The 22700-nt window shown below is 40.9% G+C and carries 23 protein-coding genes; 6 read left to right on the top strand and 17 right to left on the bottom strand.

Annotated elements, in window-relative coordinates:
• Positions 1-68: 68 nt before the first annotated feature.
• Positions 69-848 carry an ion transporter gene (locus tag L1286_RS16770; protein ID WP_268832534.1) on the bottom strand — a complete coding sequence of 260 codons (780 nt, stop codon included), beginning with the start codon at positions 846-848 and terminating at the stop codon, positions 69-71.
• A 335-nt stretch (positions 849-1183) separates the two neighbouring features.
• Between L1286_RS16770 and L1286_RS16765 the strand changes: the two genes are divergently transcribed.
• Positions 1184-2089 carry a hypothetical protein gene (locus L1286_RS16765; protein WP_235408194.1) on the top strand — a complete coding sequence of 302 codons (906 nt, stop codon included), beginning with the start codon at positions 1184-1186 and terminating at the stop codon, positions 2087-2089.
• 24 nt (positions 2090-2113) lie between these two features.
• Here the strand turns inward: L1286_RS16765 and L1286_RS24245 are convergent, their stop codons facing one another.
• The 8 genes from L1286_RS24245 to L1286_RS16725 form a co-directional block, all read right to left on the bottom strand.
• Entirely contained in the window at positions 2114-2707 is a 594-nt protein-coding gene (locus L1286_RS24245; RefSeq protein WP_235408193.1) for a pentapeptide repeat-containing protein, read from the bottom strand.
• Positions 2708-2827: 120 nt separating this feature from the next.
• Complete coding sequence (locus L1286_RS16755) at positions 2828-3445, bottom strand: DsbA family protein (RefSeq protein ID WP_235408192.1); 618 nt, start codon at positions 3443-3445, stop codon at positions 2828-2830.
• A gap of 32 nt (positions 3446-3477) precedes the next feature.
• The gene (locus tag L1286_RS16750; protein ID WP_235408191.1) at positions 3478-3933 is read right to left on the bottom strand and encodes a macro domain-containing protein; all 456 of its coding nucleotides are present in this window, start codon (positions 3931-3933) and stop codon (positions 3478-3480) included.
• Between the two features lie 129 nt (positions 3934-4062).
• Positions 4063-4854 carry a hypothetical protein gene (locus L1286_RS16745; protein ID WP_235408190.1) on the bottom strand — a complete coding sequence of 264 codons (792 nt, stop codon included), beginning with the start codon at positions 4852-4854 and terminating at the stop codon, positions 4063-4065.
• A gap of 68 nt (positions 4855-4922) precedes the next feature.
• The gene (locus L1286_RS16740; RefSeq protein WP_235408189.1) at positions 4923-5393 is read right to left on the bottom strand and encodes a hypothetical protein; all 471 of its coding nucleotides are present in this window, start codon (positions 5391-5393) and stop codon (positions 4923-4925) included.
• A gap of 406 nt (positions 5394-5799) precedes the next feature.
• Positions 5800-6420, bottom strand: coding sequence for a helix-turn-helix transcriptional regulator (locus tag L1286_RS16735; protein WP_235408188.1), 621 nt, complete (start codon positions 6418-6420; stop codon positions 5800-5802).
• Between the two features lie 13 nt (positions 6421-6433).
• On the bottom strand, positions 6434-6829 hold the full coding sequence (locus L1286_RS16730; protein WP_235408187.1) for an MAPEG family protein: 396 nt from the start codon (positions 6827-6829) through the stop codon (positions 6434-6436).
• A 265-nt stretch (positions 6830-7094) separates the two neighbouring features.
• Positions 7095-8039 carry a sphingomyelin phosphodiesterase gene (locus tag L1286_RS16725; RefSeq protein WP_235408186.1) on the bottom strand — a complete coding sequence of 315 codons (945 nt, stop codon included), beginning with the start codon at positions 8037-8039 and terminating at the stop codon, positions 7095-7097.
• An 840-nt stretch (positions 8040-8879) separates the two neighbouring features.
• On the opposite strand from L1286_RS16725, the gene L1286_RS16720 reads away from it, so the two are divergent.
• From L1286_RS16720 to L1286_RS16705, 4 genes are read left to right on the top strand one after another with little or no spacing between them, the layout of a single operon-like run.
• Positions 8880-9104, top strand: a complete 225-nt coding sequence (locus tag L1286_RS16720; protein WP_235408185.1) for a DUF4177 domain-containing protein — start codon at positions 8880-8882, stop codon at positions 9102-9104.
• Positions 9097-9321, top strand: a complete 225-nt coding sequence (gene yidD / locus L1286_RS16715) for a membrane protein insertion efficiency factor YidD (protein WP_235408184.1) — start codon at positions 9097-9099, stop codon at positions 9319-9321. Before L1286_RS16720 ends, yidD begins: the two co-directional genes overlap by 8 nt.
• Before the next feature lie 10 nt (positions 9322-9331).
• Positions 9332-9706, top strand: coding sequence for a TM2 domain-containing protein (locus tag L1286_RS16710; RefSeq protein WP_235408183.1), 375 nt, complete (start codon positions 9332-9334; stop codon positions 9704-9706).
• Positions 9681-10445, top strand: a complete 765-nt coding sequence (locus tag L1286_RS16705; RefSeq protein ID WP_235408182.1) for a M48 family metallopeptidase — start codon at positions 9681-9683, stop codon at positions 10443-10445. The genes L1286_RS16710 and L1286_RS16705 overlap by 26 nt, the downstream gene beginning before the upstream one ends.
• A gap of 31 nt (positions 10446-10476) precedes the next feature.
• On the opposite strand, the gene L1286_RS16700 is transcribed toward L1286_RS16705, so the two are convergent.
• Together L1286_RS16700 and L1286_RS16695 are read right to left on the bottom strand one after the other, a co-directional pair.
• Positions 10477-11172, bottom strand: coding sequence for a cupin domain-containing protein (locus L1286_RS16700; protein ID WP_235408181.1), 696 nt, complete (start codon positions 11170-11172; stop codon positions 10477-10479).
• Between the two features lie 477 nt (positions 11173-11649).
• The gene (locus L1286_RS16695) at positions 11650-13257 is read right to left on the bottom strand and encodes a right-handed parallel beta-helix repeat-containing protein (RefSeq protein ID WP_235408180.1); all 1608 of its coding nucleotides are present in this window, start codon (positions 13255-13257) and stop codon (positions 11650-11652) included.
• 418 nt (positions 13258-13675) lie between these two features.
• On the opposite strand from L1286_RS16695, the gene L1286_RS16690 reads away from it, so the two are divergent.
• Positions 13676-14572 (top strand): hypothetical protein, encoded by an 897-nt coding sequence (locus L1286_RS16690; protein ID WP_235408179.1) that lies wholly within the window; start codon positions 13676-13678, stop codon positions 14570-14572.
• Between the two features lie 194 nt (positions 14573-14766).
• On the opposite strand, the gene L1286_RS16685 is transcribed toward L1286_RS16690, so the two are convergent.
• From L1286_RS16685 to L1286_RS16660, 6 genes are all read right to left on the bottom strand, one after another.
• Positions 14767-15624, bottom strand: coding sequence for a hypothetical protein (locus L1286_RS16685; RefSeq protein WP_235408178.1), 858 nt, complete (start codon positions 15622-15624; stop codon positions 14767-14769).
• 828 nt (positions 15625-16452) lie between these two features.
• Entirely contained in the window at positions 16453-17655 is a 1203-nt protein-coding gene (locus tag L1286_RS16680) for a hypothetical protein (protein ID WP_235408177.1), read from the bottom strand.
• 203 nt (positions 17656-17858) lie between these two features.
• Positions 17859-18239: a hypothetical protein gene (locus L1286_RS16675; RefSeq protein ID WP_235408176.1), complete on the bottom strand. Its 381-nt coding sequence runs from the start codon at positions 18237-18239 to the stop codon at positions 17859-17861.
• A 124-nt stretch (positions 18240-18363) separates the two neighbouring features.
• Positions 18364-19323 (bottom strand): DUF4350 domain-containing protein, encoded by a 960-nt coding sequence (locus L1286_RS16670; RefSeq protein WP_235408175.1) that lies wholly within the window; start codon positions 19321-19323, stop codon positions 18364-18366.
• Positions 19324-19946: 623 nt separating this feature from the next.
• Positions 19947-20420: a DUF6265 family protein gene (locus L1286_RS16665; RefSeq protein WP_235408174.1), complete on the bottom strand. Its 474-nt coding sequence runs from the start codon at positions 20418-20420 to the stop codon at positions 19947-19949.
• A 620-nt stretch (positions 20421-21040) separates the two neighbouring features.
• Positions 21041-22687, bottom strand: a complete 1647-nt coding sequence (locus L1286_RS16660; protein WP_235408173.1) for a cyclic peptide export ABC transporter — start codon at positions 22685-22687, stop codon at positions 21041-21043.
• Positions 22688-22700 lie beyond the last annotated feature (13 nt).

The raw sequence follows: 22700 nt of genomic DNA, 5'->3' as shown, positions 1-22700 counted from the left end.
ACATAGAAACGGGGCGTTATAAGATAAAGCCGCGCTCTTCACGCGGCTAAAAGAACACAGCAAGGTAATTAGCTATCTTGTTGCTTTAACAATGCATCAAGCTTGGCTTCAACCCTTAATATGTCTTCTTTGGTTGCAAGTGCTTGCTCCGGCTTACCCTCTTCGTCATGCATGATTTGCATCGCATCCACAATAATACCAATGAAAAGATTCAGTACAGCAAAACTTGTAATAATGATAAAAGGCACAAAGAACAGCCATGATAGGGGAAAAAGTTCCATCGTTGGACGTACAATGCCCATGGACCAACTCTCAAGTGTCATGACCTGAAACAGTGTATATGCTGAAGCACCAATGCTACCGAACCATTCTTGCATATTGGGGTCTGAGTGTTGACCAAATAGCTTGGTTGTCAGTACGGCTGATACATAAAATACAATTCCCAGCACGCCAATCACCGACGCCATACCGGGTAACGAATGTCCCAGCGCACCGATAACACGACGCATTTGTGGCACAACAGAAAAGAGTCGCAATACCCTCAAAATCCTGAAGGCTCGTAACACGGACAACGCACCACCAGCAGGCACCCAAGATATGGCAACAATAATAAAGTCGAAACAATTCCAGCCAGATTTAAAAAACTTAAAACGATACACTGTGAGTTTCAGTAACAGTTCCACAGTAAAAATCAGCAAGATCACAAAGTCAATTTTTTGCAATAGCCCTGCATTTTCTTTACCAAACTGTGTGGTCTCTAAGCCTAAAGTCACAGCATTAAATAAAATTACTGCTATCAAAAAATTTTGGAACCACTTTGCCTCTACGAGTGTGGTGAGTTTTAACATGAAATGGTTTGAAGATGTCATGGATCTTTTTTAGGAAAAAATAAGATAAGCAATGATTTGGTGATAGCGCAATTTTGTCAAGCAGTATTCGCGATCGCGACATATCGATTACGCTTAAAAAATGCTAAGTTTGCAAAATGAGTCTCAATTTGAGTAAAGACATAAGACCCTCCCATTACTAGCCAGCGCAAAAACTCGTAAGAAATTGTAAATTATAGAAATTTTATATCAACCACTTTATGGCATAGGTTTCGCTCTGTTTTATCTTAGCATCCGTATGCTAACCCCATTGAAAGCAGTAAACGAGGTATGCTCAACGAAGTAATGCGTTCTGCATGCCTGTAAAGTTGGACGCAAATGAGGAATCAGTCATGATCAGCTTAGACAAACGAGAGAGCATGTTACACACAATGTACCAAGAGCATGGTCTGTTAAGATTTAGAAATTTGTTCAGCACAGAAAAACTCGCTAAATGGAATCGTTTACTAGACCCACTTTTTCAACAGCATTGCACACAAAAACGAAAATTCATCGAAACGGATGAATTGATGGCGTTAAACATCTTAAAAGAAGTGATGGTGCCCAAATTATTGAACGTGATCAGCGTCCTTGATCCTTGCCCAGTATTTTTCCATTGCTGTTGCTTCGAAATTGAAGGGAACCAAAAAGACTACCATAAACATATGAAAAGATTAGAAGGATGGCATCGCGAGCACTGTCACCCGCGCATGATGTCAGTGAGAGGTTGTAAGCCATACTCAATTTATATTTATCTTAGCGATGTCACCGACACGGATAGCGGGTCGTTCGAAATTATCCCACGTTATCACGAAGGGCCGCTTGAAAGTAATTTAAATAGTTGCAATATAAAAGGGACCAAAGGCACTTGCTTTTTATGGAATCGCGCCCTATTCCATCGATTAAATATCAACCGCTCTTCACAAAAACAGCGGATCTTAAAGTTGTCTATTCAAACCAACGGCTGGGCAAATCCGAGCATTCAGCACACTGAATTCCAAGGTGCACGCTCGTTGCTGGGAAACGATAGTCCCGCACTTGCTTACCTGTTAGGTAGCCACTTTAAAAACAACCTATCGATACAAACAATACCGCACCCTCGTACAGGTGACCTACCTCAAATAACACCGCTCTACTATTCTGAAAAGACCACCCTTCCAAACAAAACAAAAATTGTACTTCGCAGAATTAAACATAAAGTTGATGAAGTGCTAGGGTTTTAGCTAAGTCGCTTCGACGGCGTAATGTTAGACCAACTCTATGTCTAGGCTTCCCAGTAATCGGATCGCTTCAAAGCGATCGAATTTAGCCTGCTTGAGCATATTGTTAAAAATATCAATATCGAAGTCAGTTGCACTTGAAAAATCTGCACCTGATAAATTGGTGTCAGAAAACAACGCGCCGCTAAAATTCGTATCCCTAAAATTAGCATTGCGAAATTCCCCACTTCTGAAGCCAACTCGGCGAGCAACACTGCTTTCGATGGCAATGTCAGGCAGTGACATTCCGTCAAATGAACAGTCGTCGAGCATACAATCAAAAAAGTTAATGGGTGCACTAAAAACAATTTTCGGCAAAGCCATTTTGGTCCAGTCGATACCAATGGCTTTTGAGTCTCGAAAAACGACATCTGAAAATTTGCTATACCGTATATTCACCATACTCAGATTACATTTTATGAACTCGCAGTCCACAAAATTACACCTATCAAAAACAGCATCGGAAAAGTTACACCCTGTAAAAGTGCAGCTTTCAAATTCAATTGAAGATAACACTTCCCCAGAAAAGTCCTCTCCCGCAAATGTTTTAGACCAATTTGCTTGCGCTAGTACGATACTCACTAATCCTCCTTATATGCTTACGTTTTAAAAGCGTCTATCGCTTTTGATTAACACACCCCCTGTGATACACCCTACCTTATCATCAGGTTATGTACAGGGTGTTTCAACCCCCGCATAACGTCATTCAATGTCCTGAATTTGGCCAAAACGTTGCGCTAGTTCTGCAGCTTGACAAAAGCCTAAAGCCAACGGGAAAGCCCTATTTTCACTATTGATAAAAAAAAGTGCCGGAAACCCAGACACTTGCAGTTGCTGAGCAACCCCAAGGTGTCGTTGAAATTCGGATTCGGTTTGGTTGGACGCCAACCTATCCAAAAACGCTTGCGTATCCAAGCCGATTGCCTCAGCACACGCTGCCAAAGTGTGTCCCAACGACGGGTTTTTGGCTTGTTGATAATATGCTGATTGAATGGCTTTGGCCATGCTTTGCGCACTGTTTTCTGACAAACTTTCAGCGGCAATAATGGCTCTGCAAGCTTGATATGTAGATCGATATGGCGTATTCGAAGACCAAAAGTCATGATTAAACGTCACCTGAGTCCGATCTTCAATCTGATACCAATAAGACGCAATCGTTTCTCTTAAACTTTGTGCCATTGGCTGATTGGTGTCCGGCGCTAATCCACCCACAACCCAATCCATTTTTATGTGGGGGTGCATATTTAAAAATTGCTCTAACTCAGGTTGAAACCCATAACACCAAGCACACATCGGATCCATCACGTATAAAAATCGCATTTTTTTCTCTACTAAAATTGAATACCTGAATACTATCGCGCGAATTTAACCAAAGTATGGTCTTCACCCATGAGCTCTGTATCAATAATCTCGGCAATTACGCTCCAATCACCACCGGCCAACCCTGCACCAATTAAAGGGTAACCAAAACGTGCTCCGCTATAGGTCTGTTTAAGCTGCGCAAAGATGCGTTGAATTGCATCGTAGTCAGCCTTAACACCACGCCCTCGCCAATTGTATTGCGAATAAGCATTGATGATCGTTAGCTTTTTCCCATTCCTTTCTACCGTTGCATGAGAGTAAGTACCAAGTTTCAGTCTGTCACCTTTTTGAGTTTCAAGGTCCGCTTTAGCAGCGTCAGGAAATTCAGACTTTATTGCCTTAGCAATGCCTGCGCCCATTGTGCAAAAACAATTGCATCCATGAATGATGACATCAAACTCCCCTTCTAGCGCCAATTTAATTAAGTCACCATCAACGGTCTTCATACTTTCTCCTTTTAAAAATAAGCCTCAATATATTTTAATGTGGCTACTTTTTTGTTTATAACAAATATATTTCACTGACTTTTTCGCTATCAACCAATGTGAATTATCCCCTCCGATAAACTGGGTCAACTAAATTCCCTCATATGGTTCAACAAACTGCTCAAAGTATTTCGCATCATTAAAATTTAATGTGCCATTAGAATCAAGCCAGGCCTGCGCACCTTCCATAATCACTGCCGTATATGCTGAACGACTTAACATGTCAAAATAAGGCCGGATGTCGTCAACACGACTTGTTTTAGCCAGCAAGCTCATTGCTTGCCAAGCCACCATCGGGTTGAATTCAGAATGCGATTCAATAATGCGAAGAAGTGAGGGAATACTATCAGCTGTCACGCGCCCATGTAATACCGACAAAACCTGCGCCATTTCAGCTTTATGATTTGGCTCCGCGAGGTGCACGGTTTCCAGTAAATGAGATACAATTTGTGGCTCTACAATAGATAACTCCAATTCAATCATCGCCGTCAACACCTCAGAGATGGTCTCGATGTCGCCTACATTCGTGCGTTTAATTCGCTCAAATAACGCCTGCTCAGCTTGCACATTTTGTGCAATTTGATGCGCTTGAATTTGCTCGATGACCTCACCGACATGGTCAGCGTACAATACCTGCTCGTATATATGATCGTCGTCACTTGGCAAAGCAATGCTGATACTTCCCACCGACTTGGGCGCAGACAACTTGGCATTGCAAGCAGCGTAAATGTCTGACGCTTGCTTTGCTTTGTGGCTATCCAACGGGTGGCTTAAGCAAGCATAATGTGTCTCAAGTGGCTCAGAAGAAGCGAGGAATATGCTACTTACAGCAAAGCCCGCAGAGAAATAAATCAGTGCAATTAAGGTTAATTTAATGTTCATTTTGAAGCTCTTTACGCTTTTTAAATTGGCTGGTCCCTCAGACCCATATGAATCCATTCTGTAAGTTGTTAGCAGTTTCGGTGTTCGAATGCTGCAGGCCATGCCCAACCTGTTGCGGCCCAAATCGGATCTGGTGCTATCACGATGCAGCGTTTACTGTTCTTCTTGCCGGGTAACTTTCCATATTTAATCGACCGCACATGGGCATATTGTTCTGCTTGCCCATAGTAATCAATGCCCCACCAGCCCATCCGGCTCTTCGGCCCCATCCAGCCTAAAAATGTCTTCACGTAAAATTCGATGGTGAGATCATTTTCATTCTCACACTTATCCGTATTCAACTGTCTCGTCTTACCTTGCATAATTGGGTAAGTATCCGAGTCTTTATGTTTCCCATTGCAAAACCACTTTACTTTCACATTCGTTGGAAATGTATTCTTTATATTTAGTTTATGCTGGCCAGCCTCAGTAGCTTGGCTAGACAACAATAAACCAACGCTTATCGCCGTTGCGCTTAAAGTGCGCAAATTAATCACCATATTAACTCCCAAAGTTTTTGATTGAACATGGGCGCGACTTGCTCCCATGGGCGTAATATAGCGAAGTGAGAAAACACTGCATTCGTAAAGCGGACATGTTTAAATTCTTTTAATTAGCATATTTTTCAAATGCTTATTTGTTTTATGTCGTTTTTTTATGGGTCGCTCCCCCTAATCACCTGGCGTTGCAACCTCTGCTTTTTGATCAGTGTTGTAAATAACGTATAGCGAGTGGATAAATTAGCGTATTAATCCTGTTCCTTAGGCGTGCAACTGAGGGAGCATTAGGCTTATTTTATTAGGCATGTTCATGCCATTTGGCAGTATGTCAAAAAAACTGTGTCAAAGTGGCTTGTATTCAAATACTGCACGTCGTAGCAGGAGATTTATGCTGCTAGTTCAGTGCCTAAAGGCGACTAATATACTCTGAAGGTGTCATCCCGAAGTGCGTTTTAAAGCACTGACTAAAGTAGTTTTGTGAACAAAACCCAACATCAAGGGCAGTCACCGTCACAGAGCGACCTTGTGACAGCATTTCAGCCCCCAAATTCAGTCGATGTGCTCGAATAAATTCGCTTGTTGTTTGCCCGAAGTGGGCTTTCACCTTTCTTTGTAACTGCCGCTCGCTAATTGACAAGGCATGGCTTATTTGGGCGATATCTAATGACTGTTCACTGTAGTTTTTATCAATATATGCTGCAAATTCAGCGCAAAACCGCGCATCTTTCTTTGCGCGTTGATACCACGCACGACTGTTTTTTTTGTGCTCTGAGACACCCTCTTGGCGTGTCGAAGAGTGAGTGTTGAATGTATATGGGCTCAGATCAGTACTCATGCGTTTTGCATTAAGTGCACTGTTAGCTTGTTTATACGAAAGTGCTTTAGCGCACAAATAGGTCAACATAGACACTGTTGCAATCAGTGCCACAATGAGCACTACTTCATACATACCGTCATCATGCTCTGACATATTTGCAAAAGTACTGCAAGATACCAAACTTAAGAGCAAGCTTATCTTTCTATACATGAATACAATCAACTTAGCGGTATGCAACTAACGCTACTGACACGCACATAATGGAGCCGGCAACAAACGTGCTACCTGCACCAAAAAAACGGAGTAAGTTTGGCTTTGCCATTGTTTCACAGGTAAGTAACCCGATGAAGTGAGTATACCTGGCAACCGTAAGCCAAATCATGCAAATCAGTAACCATGTAGGCGGCTGGTGCTGAGACAATATATAGAATGTCAAAGCGATGAACCCATTGTATTCAGCAGAGTTACCATGCGCTCTAATCGCTTTGTGCAGGGTGTCATTTAACGGCATTGGCACCCCACCCACAACATCTGTCTTGCCTCTAATTAAGGAGACATAGAACCCACCCAATGTAAGTAATAAACCCAGCAACGCGATACATAGGTAAGCAACGACCACTCTTCACACCCAAAACATGAATAACTTGTGGGTGTAAATTAATCCTTAATTATGGAGGGAGTATGGAAGTCTAATTATTAGACACGACCTGACATGTGAATGACCGTTACCACAAGTTAGATACTGCTTGAAGATTCTCTGGCTCTCAACGTTGATTTAGAGAAGGTACTTAGCGACTTAAAATACATCAGCCCTGCCCGCTAATATTTAGCCCTATACCGACAAATAGCAAGTGCGATGCAATAACACATCGCACTTGCTATCGCTAGAATTCAAAGTTTACTTGCACTGGGTAATGATCTGAAAGTTCATTGTAGTACCCATTATGATAATATCGACCACCACTTAAATTCCAGTTGCCTCTCAAATAACCCCAATACCAATTTTCTGCGGCTTTTAGATAACGCACCGTCATATTGGGTGAATTAATGGGTTGTTTATAATTGCGATGCCAAAATACATAATCTAGGGTGTCATTATAGTCTAGGTTATATTCAAAGTAATAAGCATTGGCCTTAGTAAACCAGTTATCTTTTGCGGAGAAAGAACCAATCAGCGGGGTTTTAAAGTGCAAGTTAGCTTGTGCAATATCAAGCATATCAGCCACTTCATCTTGCTTGCTCCATTCAACATTCATGTCCCCGCCAATAATCACAGGTTCGTTGTAGGGTATATTTTCTGCTTCGATAAATAATTGAATTTCACCCAATTGACTCATTCTTACACGATGCTCTTGCTCTGTGTTTGTATCGTGCGTTGCTTGTAAATGCGTGCCTATTAAATGATATCGACGGTTTTCTTTTTCTATCTCTACATAAGCAAACCCTTTGTTTGCTAAGTAGTCCCAGCTACCACTTAAACTGTTATGGAACACATGTGCTTTTTGAGAAATAATCGGGTATTTTGACAGAATAACAACCCCGCCTCGAATAACAAAAGGGCTATTTGAACACTGACCAGACAAGCTGTCCCACCCACTGCCGCTGCAATCTTGACCAACATTAGGCGTTTGATACGGGTACAGGTTGGAAAGAGCTACCAGTGCTTGCTCTGCATCACTGTTAAACACTTCGCTTACTAGAATAACATCTGGACTGTCATTCAATGAACGTATTACGGAGGGCAAACGTTCAGCTCTATTGCTTTGATCCCAATCCTGTACATTTAATTGCATAATATTATAAGCCATCACTTTGAGTGACTCGGCCATTGTATGCGTACTAAAAAAAATAGATATACATAATAATATGCGCTTTATTTTCACGACCACCTCAAAACTTAATTATATTTGGTTAAATATGCCAAATCCATATTTTTACCAACTTAAAAAATAGAATTTAAAATAATAAAAAAAAATTTCAATTCAATGTCTAAAAAGTTATATTTTTATTAAAAGGCCATAGGAATATAAGACAGTGTATTTAAGAGACCTTATTTACATTACCTTGAGCAGCTAAATGGTTAACATTAAAATGGGTTTATAAAGTCAGTACGGACACTTAGTCATGCTGAACACTCAAAGATAGGTCGCTGCAATCGTTCGCACATGTTATGGCAATACTGTAGGGACCAGTAATACTCATGCTAAAGTCGCTTACCCCAATCCTTCACTACTTGTGCCAAAAACGGTGAGTCCCCCCTTCGCCAAACCAAACCCAGGACTACCTGTTTTTTCTGCTATTATCGTTACATAATAAGCTTTAGTGCTGTTGTATAGAGCGTCGCCTAAAAACTGATTTAAATAAAAGTTTGCTGACATCCCTATTTTGCTATCTTTCAAAGCGTTTTGAGTTAAAACTTGTGGGTTACTATTGATACCAGAAGATAAAAAATCAAACAGTTAATTAAATAACAAGACAAAATCATTCATATATTTAAAAGATCTTGAAAGCTACCTTTCATTGACAGTAAATATAATGAAATAGAGCGGCTGAACACCATATAATTGGCTTCGAATAATTTGCGCTTTGAAGCAAACGGCCCGCTTGTTTAAGTGGCAGTTTGTGGATATAGTGGGTAAACATCGAATAAACTAAATCATGGACGTAATATGACTCAATACGATGAATATAAAGTTATCCACGTTGTAGAGGGGGGATGTGGCACGTTACTGTTAGGTTCAAGTGGCTTACCATTAAAAAAGCTTGAAGCGACTTTAAACCGAGAAGCCCAAGATGGCTGGCAATTAGTATTCCAGGTAATTGAAAATAAACGCTTTATGCTATTTTGGAATCGCGAAGCCGTTATTTTAACCCTTGGTAGGAAACGTGGTTAAACGACTTATACTTAGCGCCATTCGCCGCTATCAGGCAAATGGCGGTGCTAAAGCCCATTTTAACTTATCTTGCAACTTTACCCCTTCATGCTCTCACTATACCTATCAAGCCATTGAAAAGTATGGATTGCTGAAAGGTGGCTGGCTAGGGATAAAACGTATCCGACGTTGCAATGATCCCGACTGTGTCGACGTAAAGTCAGACCCCCTGCCCTAGGAGCACTAATATGGATGAAAACAGTTTAAGAGAACAAGAAGAGGCACTACGCGCGGATATTTCTTCACTCACGCCAGATGCTCGCAAACAGTACTACCAACTCGAAGAACAGCTTGTGAAAGACCCTGACACCTACGCTGTACTGAATTACTTCTTTGCGGCTGGGCTACATCACTTTTACTTAGGAAAAATAGCACGAGGTATCTTAAATGCCGTCTTGATGCTGATAGGTCTAATTACATTCGCTATTGGTGGATGGGTACTGATTATTTTGGTTATTGTTATTGAATTACCTCAGTTATTTAAAAGCCAAAAAATAGTTAGGAAGCATAATATTGACGTCATGAAAGGTGTGATAAATGAACTCCATAGAGCGCAGAGTTAAAAGCCAGCAACAAAAACAATGGCTTTGGATCGTTTCCACGACGTTAATTCTGATAACCATCTCGGGTTATAAACTGTATGTCCATGGATTGCCCTACTTGGCTGAGAAAATTGCAGCGACAATACCTGCGCCTGTCTACACAGCTGTTGATAAAAGGACACTTGAATCCCTAGACGACGCCGAATTTGAACCATCCCAATTAGATACGATAAAACAACAAACACTGCGAACATTGTTTGCCTCACTGAATAACCACAGTGAAAGCGAGCGTCAATTTAAATTAGAGTTTCGTAGATGGAATGGCAAAGCAAATGCGATGGCTTTAGCTGATGGTACGATTGTTATTACAGACGCCATGGTCGATTTAGCTAATGAACCTGAAGAACTTAGCGCCGTTTTGCTCCATGAATTGGGGCATGTAGAACACAATCACGTGATGGAATCAATTGTTAGCTCATCTCTGGTTGTGGCAGGCTTAACTTTAACAATCGGTGATATCTCCACATTGAGCGACATCATACTACAAGGTGCAGTGGTAGGTATCAATCAAAGTTACTCAAGACAAGCTGAACTGGAAGCTGACCATTACGCGTCGCAAAAACTCGTTACCCGCTATGGTCAAGCACAAGCAATGGAATGTATCTTGGCAAAGCTTGCTGAGGCGTACCCAAACGAAGTAAGTTGGTTGAGTACACATCCGAGCTTTGAAGAGCGGATAGCGAAAATAGACAGTAAATAACTGTAAAATGATGGCTTCTTGCTATATTTGGTTAAACCTCTAGAATTTCTATGCCGTCGTCCGCAGCTCTCACAAATTCGTCCCCCCAATCCATCACCTGGTGTTCATTCAATGCCACTAAGCCTTGATTTTGCAATTCATTGACTTTTGCCGCTATCGAATCCAGTTCATGAACTTCACAAGGCTTGAATAATTCTGGGTACATTTGCGCCATGCGTTTGGCTTGTTTAGGGCAAACTGTATGTAGTGGATGTTCAAAGGGTACGTATGGACCCAGTAAAACCTCTACGACCATTGGCCTATTTTCTGCCCCCCAGAAGCAATGTGGGGTCGCGTGCGGAAACAAAATGACATCACCAGGTCCAACTTCCTTTTTAGCCATTTTCCCAGTACAAGTTTGCACGATTGCTGTCCCAAAACCCTCTAATACCGAGATCAAACGGCTGCTTAGAGGGTGAACATGCATGTCGCCTTTTGCAGCAGATTTTGGCGGGAACATATCAAATCCAAATGACAAACCATCATCTTGCTGTTTTACAATCTTTGTGAGCATGCAGTCAATCTTTTCCCATGCAATAGACTCATACGAATTGTAATTGGGTAAAACATGCAATGGAACGTGGCCGAAGTGCTTTCCTTGCTGCCATTGCTCATACACAAATTGGTCAAGTGTGGTTTTAGTCAGGCTGCACCGGTTGGATAATAAACGCAACAATGAATCAAACATAGTCATATTCCTTTGTTAAAAATAGTATCGGGTTAAGCGTATTTGTGCATAAACAATAAGCTTGGCAGATCCAGCTTTGACACGTTCAAACAAGTAACCAGTCGATATCCCTGTTATGATCGCTTTTTCAAAACCCAGACTAACCCTTCCCAATAAAATAGTTAACAAAGTGTAAAAACCAAGTATCAAAAAATCAAACCAATAAAAATCACTTTCACTGTTTAGCGGGAAAATCAACAATATTTAATTAATAAAAACATGTACTTGTTCTTTAAATCACAATCAAGAGATGAGGTATTATTCAGTTAACATAAGCCGTGGAGGATTAACTATACCTAATTGAAATATACGACAGTTTTAATTGCTCTTTCTACAGCCGATGGGACGAAGCACCGGCTGGCCACTGCTATTCATGCAGGATGCTAATAAGAAATACTATTTACGTACGAGCTTATCTAGGTAGACTGAGTACGTGTACTATACAACAAAAGCGCCATAAGGCTGCCAATCGCCAGGAGAGCCTGATCTAATACATACATAGCCAACATACCCTTTCGTCATATTGGTTGTTAACATCATACGCCCAGCCTGATTTTCCCCTTGCGTTGGTGGATTTGGCTTGATGGCGATTTCTGACTGAATAAAATGTGGATTCGCATTGACGTCATATTTCGGAAAAGTAGCAATATTCGGCACTTTCCATACATCCGGCTGATAAATCATATCGGCATGACCAGCGCCCGAAAAGTTATAGAAGAAGTTCCCTTGATAATTGCCATCATCTACGATGACGTTATTACCTACAATAGAGTTTTGAAACCCTGTTTGAGAGCCTATAGAGTATGAGAAGCTGGTGTTTTTTCGATTGGGTCTTACGATTGTATTTCCTGTTAAAGTCCCGCTCGAACGTGCATTAAAAATAATACTTTCATAAGGCGCATCGCGGATGACATTACCAACCACCCTGACACTGCCTTCACCAGATGAAATAGATTCAACATATAACGGTACCTCATGCCCTGATAACGTCGTGCCTGCTGTACAATTCACTACATTGCCTTCAACCAGAATATCCTCAGCAGAATTGATGAAAATGGCCCCCCCGTCACAGTCTCTAATGGTGTTGTTCGTGACCCTTGAAGCAGAGTCGGATGTAACTTGAATACGTCCCGCAGCACCCGTTCCCGGGCAATCCGAAATAAAGTTGCCGTCAACGATCACACCATGCCCCGCTTCAACCCAGATAGTCGGCTCAACACCTGAAGCGTTGCTATCGCCAATATTGTGCAGTTGATTATTGATGATGTGCACATTTTTTGCGGATACATCATTACCACCTGCGTAACACTTGATACCCGCAGCGTTACCCGTGGTTGTATGACAGATGTTATTAATGACCGTAATGTTTTTCAGTACCGTGCCTTCAAGGTTGATACAACCTACCTGATAAATATCATGCACATAGTTGCCGTCAATCAGTATGTCTTCACCATGAGTGACAGCGATACCATTGCCATAAGCAAAATAGCTATGCCCTGCTTCACCGATATTATGCACATGATTATTAAGAATTTTGATATTCCTACTCGGGCTCTCTCCAGGACCAACACCGATGCCCGCGTTCACCCCATTATGAACGACACAGTCTCTGATAGTAATATTTGAACAGCCATGTATCGGCAAAGTATATTGCTGATTGCTGCTCCACTCGGTTCTATTTCCATCGATAATCACCCCTGTTAAAGTGACATTCTCAACACCTAACAGGCGCAACGTTGCGGCATTGCCACCTAATAGAATCACGCCACCTTTACCAATCACGGTAGTATCAGAGCTGATAAATACTTCTGCATCGATATGATAAATACCTTCCGTGATCTCGATGCACCCACCCGCAGCAGCTTCAAAGGCTTTACTAATAGCCAAAGTCTCAGCTTTGCCATCTCCTTTCGCGCCATAGTCTCTAATATTTACTGCATGTTTGTTATTCGAGGCAGGTTCAGATGTCGTGGTCGCCTGCACTTTTAGCGATCCAAGTACCGCGGCGCCAGTCAATGCGCCACCGAGAAACTTTCTACGTTCCATTTTGCAATATCCATGATTGTTGAGTGATTACTTTTCGCCTGAAGCTCAACTAAGTTTCAAGCTACCGCCAACACTTTATCAAAATAAACGGACATCTGTAACCATTACGAGAACAAGTAAAACCCTGATTAATAGCAACTTTGCATTATTTTATAAATGTAAACGCACAGGTGAGCTAGCCTTATTTTATGACAAATAGAATAATCATAGCCCCCTTAAACCAGTGCGAACTTCGCCTCACTCACAGTGGGAGATAGACGTGCTCCCACAATCAAAGCTAATAGTAGACAGCATCGTTTCCTATCATTAAAAATACGCACCACAATTCATATCCTAAATTTAACTTTACAGTCGATATATATTCACAATAGAATTGTAAATATAATAATTCTCATTTTTATTAAAGGAAAATAACTAAATGAAATTAGTGTCTGTATTACTATTTATACTGCTGTCAGTACCCGCTTTAGCAAAACAACCAATCCGTGTCGTAGATATTGGTGTGATTGGATTAGCTTCTCACGATCTGTTTCAGTGGAACGCTGATACGCGTCAAAATGAAGAAAACGGACGGTTTGATCTAAGTACTATTTTTGACTTTGCCAATGGAAGCAAAATCTACCAAGGCGGAAATCCTAAGAACGCATCCAATGCGGCTGTTTACTCGGTGACCCAAAACCTAGTCAGTTTCTATGCGGGCAAAAAGGCGACGCTACTGATGTCCCGAAGATTCACGGACGAGGAGGCGCATGCCATTGCGCGCCAACAAACCGTAGCGTTTTTTATGGGTATGGTTAAAGAGTCTTATCAGCGTTTTACCAACGCCAGATTTCCCAATTATGCGCTTGCCCAGAGTGTAAATGACGACGAACAGGGTGTTATGCGTGCGCTACATGATATTTTACCGGGGAAAATATACGTCAATCGAAATCTAACCAGCGAAGTTTTAGTCGTCACCGACTTCAAACTCGCCATGAATCAACTGTCGCCCACTGAAATGATGCAAACCGTGACGTTTTTTGATGGTAAATACGATGAAGAATACTTACATGTTGTCATTCCGGGATTCCCCGACTCTCGTATAATCAATTTAAAAGAGATAGATCAGCGCTTTATCGCCGAGCAAACCAACTACAATCTAGACAACATGCTACGAGAACTTCAATTCTATGGGCAGTTTCCTTTCTTTGGCAATCTGATTGATTTCACCAGTTTTGGTTATCACCTAGAAAACCTGTTCGCAAAAGGCATATGTAATAAATACGCCGACGGCAGTCCAAACCCTTGGAATACAATTACGATAGACTGCCACTAATCGGCAACCTTTTCTTTACCCTTGCGACGATGCACCCATTCAATAGAACGATGCGTTCTATTGATCATAGAAAGCAGCACCGCAAGGAGCTTGCAGGCTTTGAACACTCAATTCAAAGCCTGACTCACGAATAGGCACCTAGCGCTTGTACATAGCTCAATGCACATTCAGTGTGCATTTATTTATCAATTTTCTTACTTGTTTGTTGCTTCCAATCTATGCAAAGAAGACTTCTTAAAGTAATGCACACCAAATGTCAGGCCCCCCATAAATTGAACAAGATTATAGTTCCCTTGCATTCTTACGATGATATCCGTCTCGGTTTCTTGAATTACTTTCGCATTTTGAAAGTATAGCTCCTCTGGCTGCGTATAAATTCCCATCCCTCCCATCTTGGCACCCACAAAGTGTAAGCTTCCAATATTGTGAGATACGCCTTCATTCGGAAGTTGACCTGAAAAATCTAGGTTCATTAAATCGACTAATTTCTGTGAGGCTACATTAAACGCGGATTCAAACGCTGGTGTGCTAATCCCACTCGGGAAGTCGTCAATCTTGACCGCTTCCTCTAGATGGTAGGTATATCGCCCTACCCACTTATTCCCAGCATCTTTCACATGGTGGACAAGAGAAAGTCTGTAAAAGCCATCATCACCTTTTTGTAAAAAAATAAATGGCGTTATCATCAAAACGGCATCATTACTCAACGTAAAATGATTATTGCGTAGTGTTTTCTTTGCGAGCTCATAAGGAGAGATTAGTGTCAGCGCTTGAATAGATTGCGCCACTTCTTTTGAGTTTTTAGCAATGTTCATAGAACCAAGTACAGGTCCTAGAAATACGCTGCCACCAGCCGCTTGAACTAGCTGAAAACCTGAATCGCCAACCGGATAAGAGTGCTCTGGATAGATATCTTCGCTCGATTTTCTCTCCATGACTTTGACTTTTTTAAAGTTTGAGTTTGTCTGATTAGGGGCGACACTTTGGTGTGTTGTTACACATGCCGATAGTAATACGGACAAGAATACCGGAATTAATTTTTTATAATTCAACTTTGTTTTTCCTCAATTAGCATTTAATTTTTTATAATATTTACCCACTAGTACACACTGAAATTCTATTATCTGCGATCGATGATGCGCTCATTTCAGTAAGCTCTACAGTGACACCTAAACTTCATCAACGAAGATGAATACAATGTTGCCTGATAGTCGCTTTTCATCGACCTCAGGCTTATTGCTGTACTCATGATTGCTCAGATTTTTACTTCAGATGGCTAGCTGACGCGCTGAATTGGCAACCTGTATAGATTGAGATCAGCAATTTGATCATTACAAAGTGACAAACTGGCATCTTTAGCATTCTCAGCAGCATGCGCTGAGACTGATCTTTTTATAAAAGACAACCATCAATATATCGTTGCAAAATTTACAAAAAGGATGCCATAGTAATACAAGGTGTAAACATTACAAGCAAAAAGTTATTCCTGAATGAATACAGAGTATGAAAAGCACCAACTTAATTAGACTCTTTACGACATAACTTAATCATAATTTGAAAATTATATGCGCGCTTGGGCAGTATTTATTAAGTGGGGAATAAAATTTTAATTGTAATAAGGGCATTGCCGTTAGGCGCCAGATAGCCCTGCCCAGTAGAAGGGATAGCTAAAAAACGAGCTAGCAAAGTGCTGTAATCAGCACCAAGAGGAATAACAAGTCCAATTACTTTCTTGTTGCCTTGACAGACTCGACAAAGACGCTATGACCTCTTTCATGCGACTGATATAAAGCAGATTTAATATGTATTAGCCATTAACATTGGTTGGCAAATAATAGCCAACCTGTAGAAAAACGATATAATATTATTAAATCACCGTACTAGAATACCTTTGAGTTCTTAATCGTTTTCATCGCTTCATCGATATTCTGAATTGAATAAGGGGGGAGGTTATTCTTTTTGCCAATATTCACTAAGAAATTCCCTGTATCGTCGCTGTCAGGTAAAGTAAATATATAACCTCCAGCTGCAGACTTATACGCCCAACCCAGAAGCATACGTTCGTATTCTACTCGCTCCATTTTCGAGATAAGCGCACTGCAAATATTGCTACGCCTAGAGCGTTGCCCAATACATTCAATGACCGATACATCTTGAGTGCTTGGCGTAACGGGTATCCAATGTTCATCTGCTGATTTCAACCCAGCTTGCGATCCCACACCTACCAAATTGCAATTGAGGAATTTATATTTTAGGTGATTGGCAAATTCATACGTCAGATAGTTACTGCGCAGCAAATCATCGATTTCCGCTGGCATTGCTCTGGGAGCTTGAAGCAGTAACAGCTTATCATAGTCTGAAACTTCCTGTTTACTCCATTGTCCATTGCTTATCCCACCTTGCCATTTATCCATATCAAACTGATTTAGGCATAACTTAAGATTAACCTGATGTTTTAATTTTTCTGCTTGCTTAGCTAATTGCCTTACAAGCCATAGACTTGTTGGCCCCGCACCAACTATAGCAACTTCTCCGGTAAGAATGATTTCATTAAGAGTATCCTGGTTATTCAAAACGGATTCATAGTCGTAACTATATAGATTGGTATCTGGCTTTCTTTTAATTGAACTGAGTTCATCAAATTCCACAACTAATCGCTGTGGACTGCCAAGGCTATCGCCTAAAAAAACATTTTCGGTAATATAAGAATTAAATCTACCTTTTCGAATATCATAGTAGTTCACCTCAAAATTTCCGCATACCGATGTTTTAATCTCATTTACGTAACACTGCAACATTACTTGTTCTTTTGAAAATCTGTTTATTAGCTCGCTTGCTACATACTGTGAGACGATACCGCTCGGCACATAGTCACCTTCGCCTGTATATCCATGCTTAAGCCCCCACTTCCTAATCATTGCCTCCCTGTCTATCCACATCATCGTATTGGAACGAGTCCACGAACTCATACTTACAAAGTGCTTTGCCTCAGTAATACCAAGATATTCCAGTGCTTTTAAACACCCGTAACCACCAACGGTGATCATTTTCTCTGGTGGGACAGCAAGTTTATTTGAAATCATTAAAACGATACCTTATTCAGTTAATAACAGAATACGCACTTTAACTAAGGTGTTTATTTCTTACTTGGTATATTTTAGGAAGGATCCGGCCCATAAAATTGAAACCATATGTGCTACTCGATGAAAGCAATCAGGCTAAACCCATGCTATGAGTCATCCTGTTTTCATATTAAATGCAGCCTTTATTTCACGAGGTGATACCTTTAACCTCTTAGCTCACAATTAAATTTAGAAAAAGCTTTCAAAATAAGTAAAGCGATGGTGACATAGGTCAAACCGATTACACAGCCTGTCGGTATTGCAACAATGAGCACGGCTGGTAGAAACTCAATCGCTGCACCCAGACCATATTTATAGCCGATTGGAATCAAAATACATAATAACAAACTAAGCATAAAGACGAGGGGCGTTGCCACGATATATTTTGTCATATTTTGAGTGGGCTTAAACCAGACGTAGGCTGCATAAAAAAAGCCAAATGGGATATAAAATACTATCCATGCACCTTGAAAATGGGTTAACCAAAGTGGTAGTAGGAGTACTGGCAATAAATAAATGATGCCTAAGTAAAGTGCTTTAATCATGTAAAAACAAACACCTAATCAAAACGGAAATAACTAGCTTAGTAAAAGTTCGGAGTAAGACGAAACAGCCACACATGAATAAAGCACATAGCGTGATGCTCAGCTTACCTGCTAACTTGCACGACTAAATGACGCCAGCAAGCCAGGCCATGACATTCAGCAAGAACGCTTCATTTTGCTCAGCACCATGAGATGTAAAACCCATAGGCTTCCCCGTATTGGTATTTAATTGAGATGAAAACATCATTCCTTCAGAAAACACGGCCACACGCCCTTTACCAACCTCCAATACGGCGCCTTGACTCCAACCCCGCACAGACAATCTTGGAGTATCAGAATTAACTTGAAAAGGCACTTCAGGAACAGTCGAAAACGCCCCATCTCCCAGTGTTAATAACGACACAGACTCCGGAGGCCCAATAAAAGCCGCGCCGCCAAATGTTTTGATCTGCGCTATTCGGTTAGAGCGAGGTGTACTTGTGGCCACTTCAGTTAACATGGCAGGTAATAAAAGCTTATTTTTGCCATGTTCAACACCTGTAGTAATCGCATGCGCACCCAGTGTTTTGTCCTTAATATGAAATAAGGCATTACCGACATGTCCATTACTGAATTCAAATCCAAATTCAACCGCTAAATTCTCGATGATACGCGGAAAAGGTGTATGATCTGCAATCAGAAACAGGGAACCACCTTCAGACACCCATGTTTTGATGCTTGATACTTCACTGGTGGTTAAAGCATCCGTATATGGGGGACGCCAGTCCTTTCTTTTTCTATCCAACGCATTTGCGATAACAATGATATCAACAGGACGTAAGCTGTCTAAAGAAAAGCGCCTTTTATTCCGCCAAACTGTGTAACCGGCACTCTCCAGCACTTGCTTAAACGGCCTATACCGCCCATTTGCAGTTAAAAAATTATTGTGTGCCTCATCTATAGACACAACAGGGCTGTTATTATCTGAAAAGGTTTTATGTGTATTTTGTGGTATAAAATTGGGGTCAGCTAGTTGATTGCTGTCAGAGCAAGCGATCAAAAAAATCAATAGTCCCCCAAAAAAGCTGAACTTAAGCAGTCGCATTCCTTCTCCTTTTTTAACTTGCCACAACACGATACAAGATCTATGAAGATATGCATGCCAGACAAATGCACCGTGATTCACATTGCCCTCGTCATCTCAGAGCGTGAACCGTAGTAGGCTCGGTTATTTTTACACTACTCCAATCCGATTAAAAGAGGTTGAGCTACGCCATGTTAGTTTTTAATGTAAACACCGACATCTTCGCATAGCTCAATAACTTCAAAGTCGGTGATTAGCGCCCAATTAACTCAAGTGCTCACTTTTTGGATAGTTAGGCACTCTTTCTTTTCAATACACCATGAGTGTGCGGTCCTGACATCGATATGCACACACACCATTGCACATCACGTCCTATTGAAGCGTGAATTGATATTCAAAAAACATATTCGCGTGAAGTAGTACGCTCGTCGCGAATGTAACCCCTAGTGGCGCTTTATTCGTTAGGCACATAAGAACACCCTCTCTGGTTGAGCAGCTCTAAATATCACGTTTCAATCTGTGTGAGCGCTGATTTTCAATCGCGAGTACCATAGAATATATGTACACAAGGCTCAATGGCCATTGCGTCTCAGACAGCTTTACTCTAGTACAGCACCACACTTATCCCCTTTATTTTAAATGGTTTATTGGCGCGTGTGTTCGCGCCTAAATTTAATTGAAAAGGCCTTCCCTTTTTCTCCAGAAACAAATACGGTCATCTGCCCCTCTTCCATTGCTTGGTAATGTAGTTTTTTAGGAAAGTCATGGTGCGGATTTTCAAATATCACCGTATTTGCTGCGCAACGTGTCAGCTTAAATGCCACAGGCGCTTCATTGCTCGCTACCTTAGCAATATAAAACACCTCTCCAGACATTTCGACAATGCGTAAAGTTTCGGCACTGACCATTTTGCCTTTCTTGATGGAGTACGTCTCACCGGCACCCTCAAGGGTTTTTCCACTCACTTGTTGCCAAGACTCGTTAATTTTTAGACTGCGACTTTCAGAATACCAATGGCCAACAAGCCAAGACAAAGACGCTATAGAGTCACATGCCTTTGCTTGTGCGCCAGCATGAAAAACGAAGCACGGCAGAACCCACTTTATTACTCTCAACATCGAACACACTCCTTTTAATTGACCAAGTCAGTAAATATTCCCTCGAAAGCATAGCCTGCAAAAGTTGTATAAATGCAGACACACTCAATTTTTTGATCTATTCATTGCGATGAGTGGTTGGGTAACTTAATGGATGGATAGTATGTTTACAGGCTTAATCCGCATTTTATTGACGTATCAATCACGATAGGTCAGCGCATTAACATGTTAGTAGAGGACCGTATAGACACCAACGTGGGTAAAGTAAATTGCAAACATCACTCGCAAGTATTACAAATATTGAACTTTTAAGGGGGAGATGAGCGCCGTATTTTCTCATTTATTGGACGCCTTGAAACCACCTAGCAATCCCCTTTCGGGTAGAAATGAAAAATGCTCATAGGAAGAAAAATGACATATGCGGAGGTTTCGCAGGTGTTGACTGATTACTCTTTAATGACTGCGCTTTGCGTCCTAAAGTGAAAACCTTGACAGCAATCTGTAGAAAGTGGAGAGTGACCATGACTGAGTCTCGACAGAAGCTTTAACTAAGTTACATCTCAGAATGCGAGGATAAGGGGCTAAAAACGACCTAGCCCCTTGTTTTTTTCAGTTCAATTAAACTGAGCTCAATGGTTATCTCAAAGCGCAGGCTCTAAAATCGCGCCTTTACTTTGTGCATCTGTTTGACTGTCATACCAAAGGTTACCATCTTTGAACTCGAGTACCCTATCAGCATTGTCAAAGTATTCGAGGTCATGGCTAATTACAATCAGCGTTTTACCGCGCTTTTGAAGCTCTTTTAAGAAATACTGATAGAAAAAGTCTCTAAACGTTTTATCCTGATCTGCTGCCCATTCATCAAACACGTAGATTTCAGAGTCTTCAAACAATGAGATAATCAATGCCAAACGCTTACGCTGACCATGTGACAAATTAGTCGTTGAAAATTTGCCATTTGAGACCGTCACTTTTTCGTCCAGCTTTAGCTTCTTAAGTAACACTCTAATTTCTTCATCATCTGCATTGTCGGATTTTTTATCTATAACATTGTTGAATAGATAAAAATCGGAGTGGATCACACTAAACAGATTCTTATATCGATTGTAATCTTCTATTCCAACTAATTTATCATCGATATGAATCTGTCCGTCCATTCTTATGAAAAGCCCAGTTAATAGCTTTATGAATGTAGATTTACCACTGCCATTACCCCCTTTGATAAAAATCAACTCATTGCGTTTAATCTCCAAAGAAAGTGGACCAAACTCAAAACCTTCATCAAAGTCATTGTACTTATAACTCAGGTCTGAGAAGGTGATCTGATCCCAGTCTGTATATACGTCAATGCTGTTGACTTGCTCTATTTGCTCCTTTGGAGCCAACTCCATTGTGCCGATTTTCTTCAATGACACAATCGCTGAACTAATCTGCTCTTGCGAAGACAAAAGAAAATCAAAAGGGCCTATCAAAAACACAATCACAAACACAAACTTTAAGAACTGCTCACCACTGCTATAGCCCATGAGATTAATAAACGCGATAACAGATAAAATGATAAATAAAATACACTGTCCCCAATTTTGTGAAATACTCCATGCACAATCCGACTTATAGGCAAACGAATTGGTTTTTCTGAGTGTTGGAACAAGGTCAACATTGTAAAAATGGCTACGACGGACTTGATTTGTCTGAAGTTCTTTCATGCCATCCACGATTGTTTTAAATCGATCATGCATCACATCGTAACTGTCCCTGAATTTTTCCTCATTGCGATATGCGACCTTAATTACATAGTACGACGCTGAAAACCCTATCGCTAGCGTGACTAAAAAACCCATGAATAATTCAATTGAGGTATATGCAAGATAAATAAAGCAGCAAAAAACCACCAATAAATTGTAAATAAAGTTAGGGGCAGCTGAAATTGCTGAAGCGATATCATTCACGTCTGAAGTAAAGGTTGCGAGTATCTTGTGCTTACCCATTTTTTCAATCGTATTATATTGCGTATTCAACACGCGACCTGATATTTTCTCTTGAATTGCCTGTACAATTTTAACGCTCATTTTATTTAATATGAGACTTGATCCAGTACTCATTGCAAAAAACACCGCAATGAGGCACAAAATTTTAACTAACCACAAGCTCGGATCGTTTAAATCCCCTCCATTGGCCATATTCGTCATTTCATCAATCAGGTAAAGACTTAAGATTGCACTTGCGCCACCCAATAATGTTGATAAGAGAATTCGATACTTAAATTTATAAACTAGTTCTAAAAACATAACTCACCAATAA

This window comes from Pseudoalteromonas sp. SMS1 (assembly GCF_021530565.1).
Lineage (GTDB): Bacteria > Pseudomonadota > Gammaproteobacteria > Enterobacterales > Alteromonadaceae > Pseudoalteromonas.
Note: the sequence above shows the minus strand (reverse complement) of the source record. Positions and strands in the feature narration are given on the sequence as shown.

What these genes read in the sequence shown, in the direction of transcription:
- L1286_RS16770 (WP_268832534.1), bottom strand. Translation starts at nt 848, where the DNA reads ATGTTAAAACTCACCACACTCGTAGAGGCAAAGTGGTTCCAAAATTTT.
- L1286_RS16765 (WP_235408194.1), top strand. Translation starts at nt 1,184, where the DNA reads ATGCCTGTAAAGTTGGACGCAAATGAGGAATCAGTCATGATCAGCTTA.
- L1286_RS16755 (WP_235408192.1), bottom strand. Translation starts at nt 3,445, where the DNA reads ATGCGATTTTTATACGTGATGGATCCGATGTGTGCTTGGTGTTATGGG.
- L1286_RS16750 (WP_235408191.1), bottom strand. Translation starts at nt 3,933, where the DNA reads ATGAAGACCGTTGATGGTGACTTAATTAAATTGGCGCTAGAAGGGGAG.
- L1286_RS16745 (WP_235408190.1), bottom strand. Translation starts at nt 4,854, where the DNA reads ATGAACATTAAATTAACCTTAATTGCACTGATTTATTTCTCTGCGGGC.
- L1286_RS16740 (WP_235408189.1), bottom strand. Translation starts at nt 5,393, where the DNA reads ATGGTGATTAATTTGCGCACTTTAAGCGCAACGGCGATAAGCGTTGGT.
- L1286_RS16735 (WP_235408188.1), bottom strand. Translation starts at nt 6,420, where the DNA reads ATGTATAGAAAGATAAGCTTGCTCTTAAGTTTGGTATCTTGCAGTACT.
- L1286_RS16725 (WP_235408186.1), bottom strand. Translation starts at nt 8,039, where the DNA reads ATGGCCGAGTCACTCAAAGTGATGGCTTATAATATTATGCAATTAAAT.
- L1286_RS16720 (WP_235408185.1), top strand. Translation starts at nt 8,880, where the DNA reads ATGACTCAATACGATGAATATAAAGTTATCCACGTTGTAGAGGGGGGA.
- L1286_RS16710 (WP_235408183.1), top strand. Translation starts at nt 9,332, where the DNA reads ATGGATGAAAACAGTTTAAGAGAACAAGAAGAGGCACTACGCGCGGAT.
- L1286_RS16705 (WP_235408182.1), top strand. Translation starts at nt 9,681, where the DNA reads ATGAACTCCATAGAGCGCAGAGTTAAAAGCCAGCAACAAAAACAATGG.
- L1286_RS16700 (WP_235408181.1), bottom strand. Translation starts at nt 11,172, where the DNA reads ATGTTTGATTCATTGTTGCGTTTATTATCCAACCGGTGCAGCCTGACT.
- L1286_RS16695 (WP_235408180.1), bottom strand. Translation starts at nt 13,257, where the DNA reads ATGGAACGTAGAAAGTTTCTCGGTGGCGCATTGACTGGCGCCGCGGTA.
- L1286_RS16690 (WP_235408179.1), top strand. Translation starts at nt 13,676, where the DNA reads ATGAAATTAGTGTCTGTATTACTATTTATACTGCTGTCAGTACCCGCT.
- L1286_RS16680 (WP_235408177.1), bottom strand. Translation starts at nt 17,655, where the DNA reads ATGATTTCAAATAAACTTGCTGTCCCACCAGAGAAAATGATCACCGTT.
- L1286_RS16675 (WP_235408176.1), bottom strand. Translation starts at nt 18,239, where the DNA reads ATGATTAAAGCACTTTACTTAGGCATCATTTATTTATTGCCAGTACTC.
- L1286_RS16670 (WP_235408175.1), bottom strand. Translation starts at nt 19,323, where the DNA reads ATGCGACTGCTTAAGTTCAGCTTTTTTGGGGGACTATTGATTTTTTTG.
- L1286_RS16665 (WP_235408174.1), bottom strand. Translation starts at nt 20,420, where the DNA reads ATGTTGAGAGTAATAAAGTGGGTTCTGCCGTGCTTCGTTTTTCATGCT.
- L1286_RS16660 (WP_235408173.1), bottom strand. Translation starts at nt 22,687, where the DNA reads ATGTTTTTAGAACTAGTTTATAAATTTAAGTATCGAATTCTCTTATCA.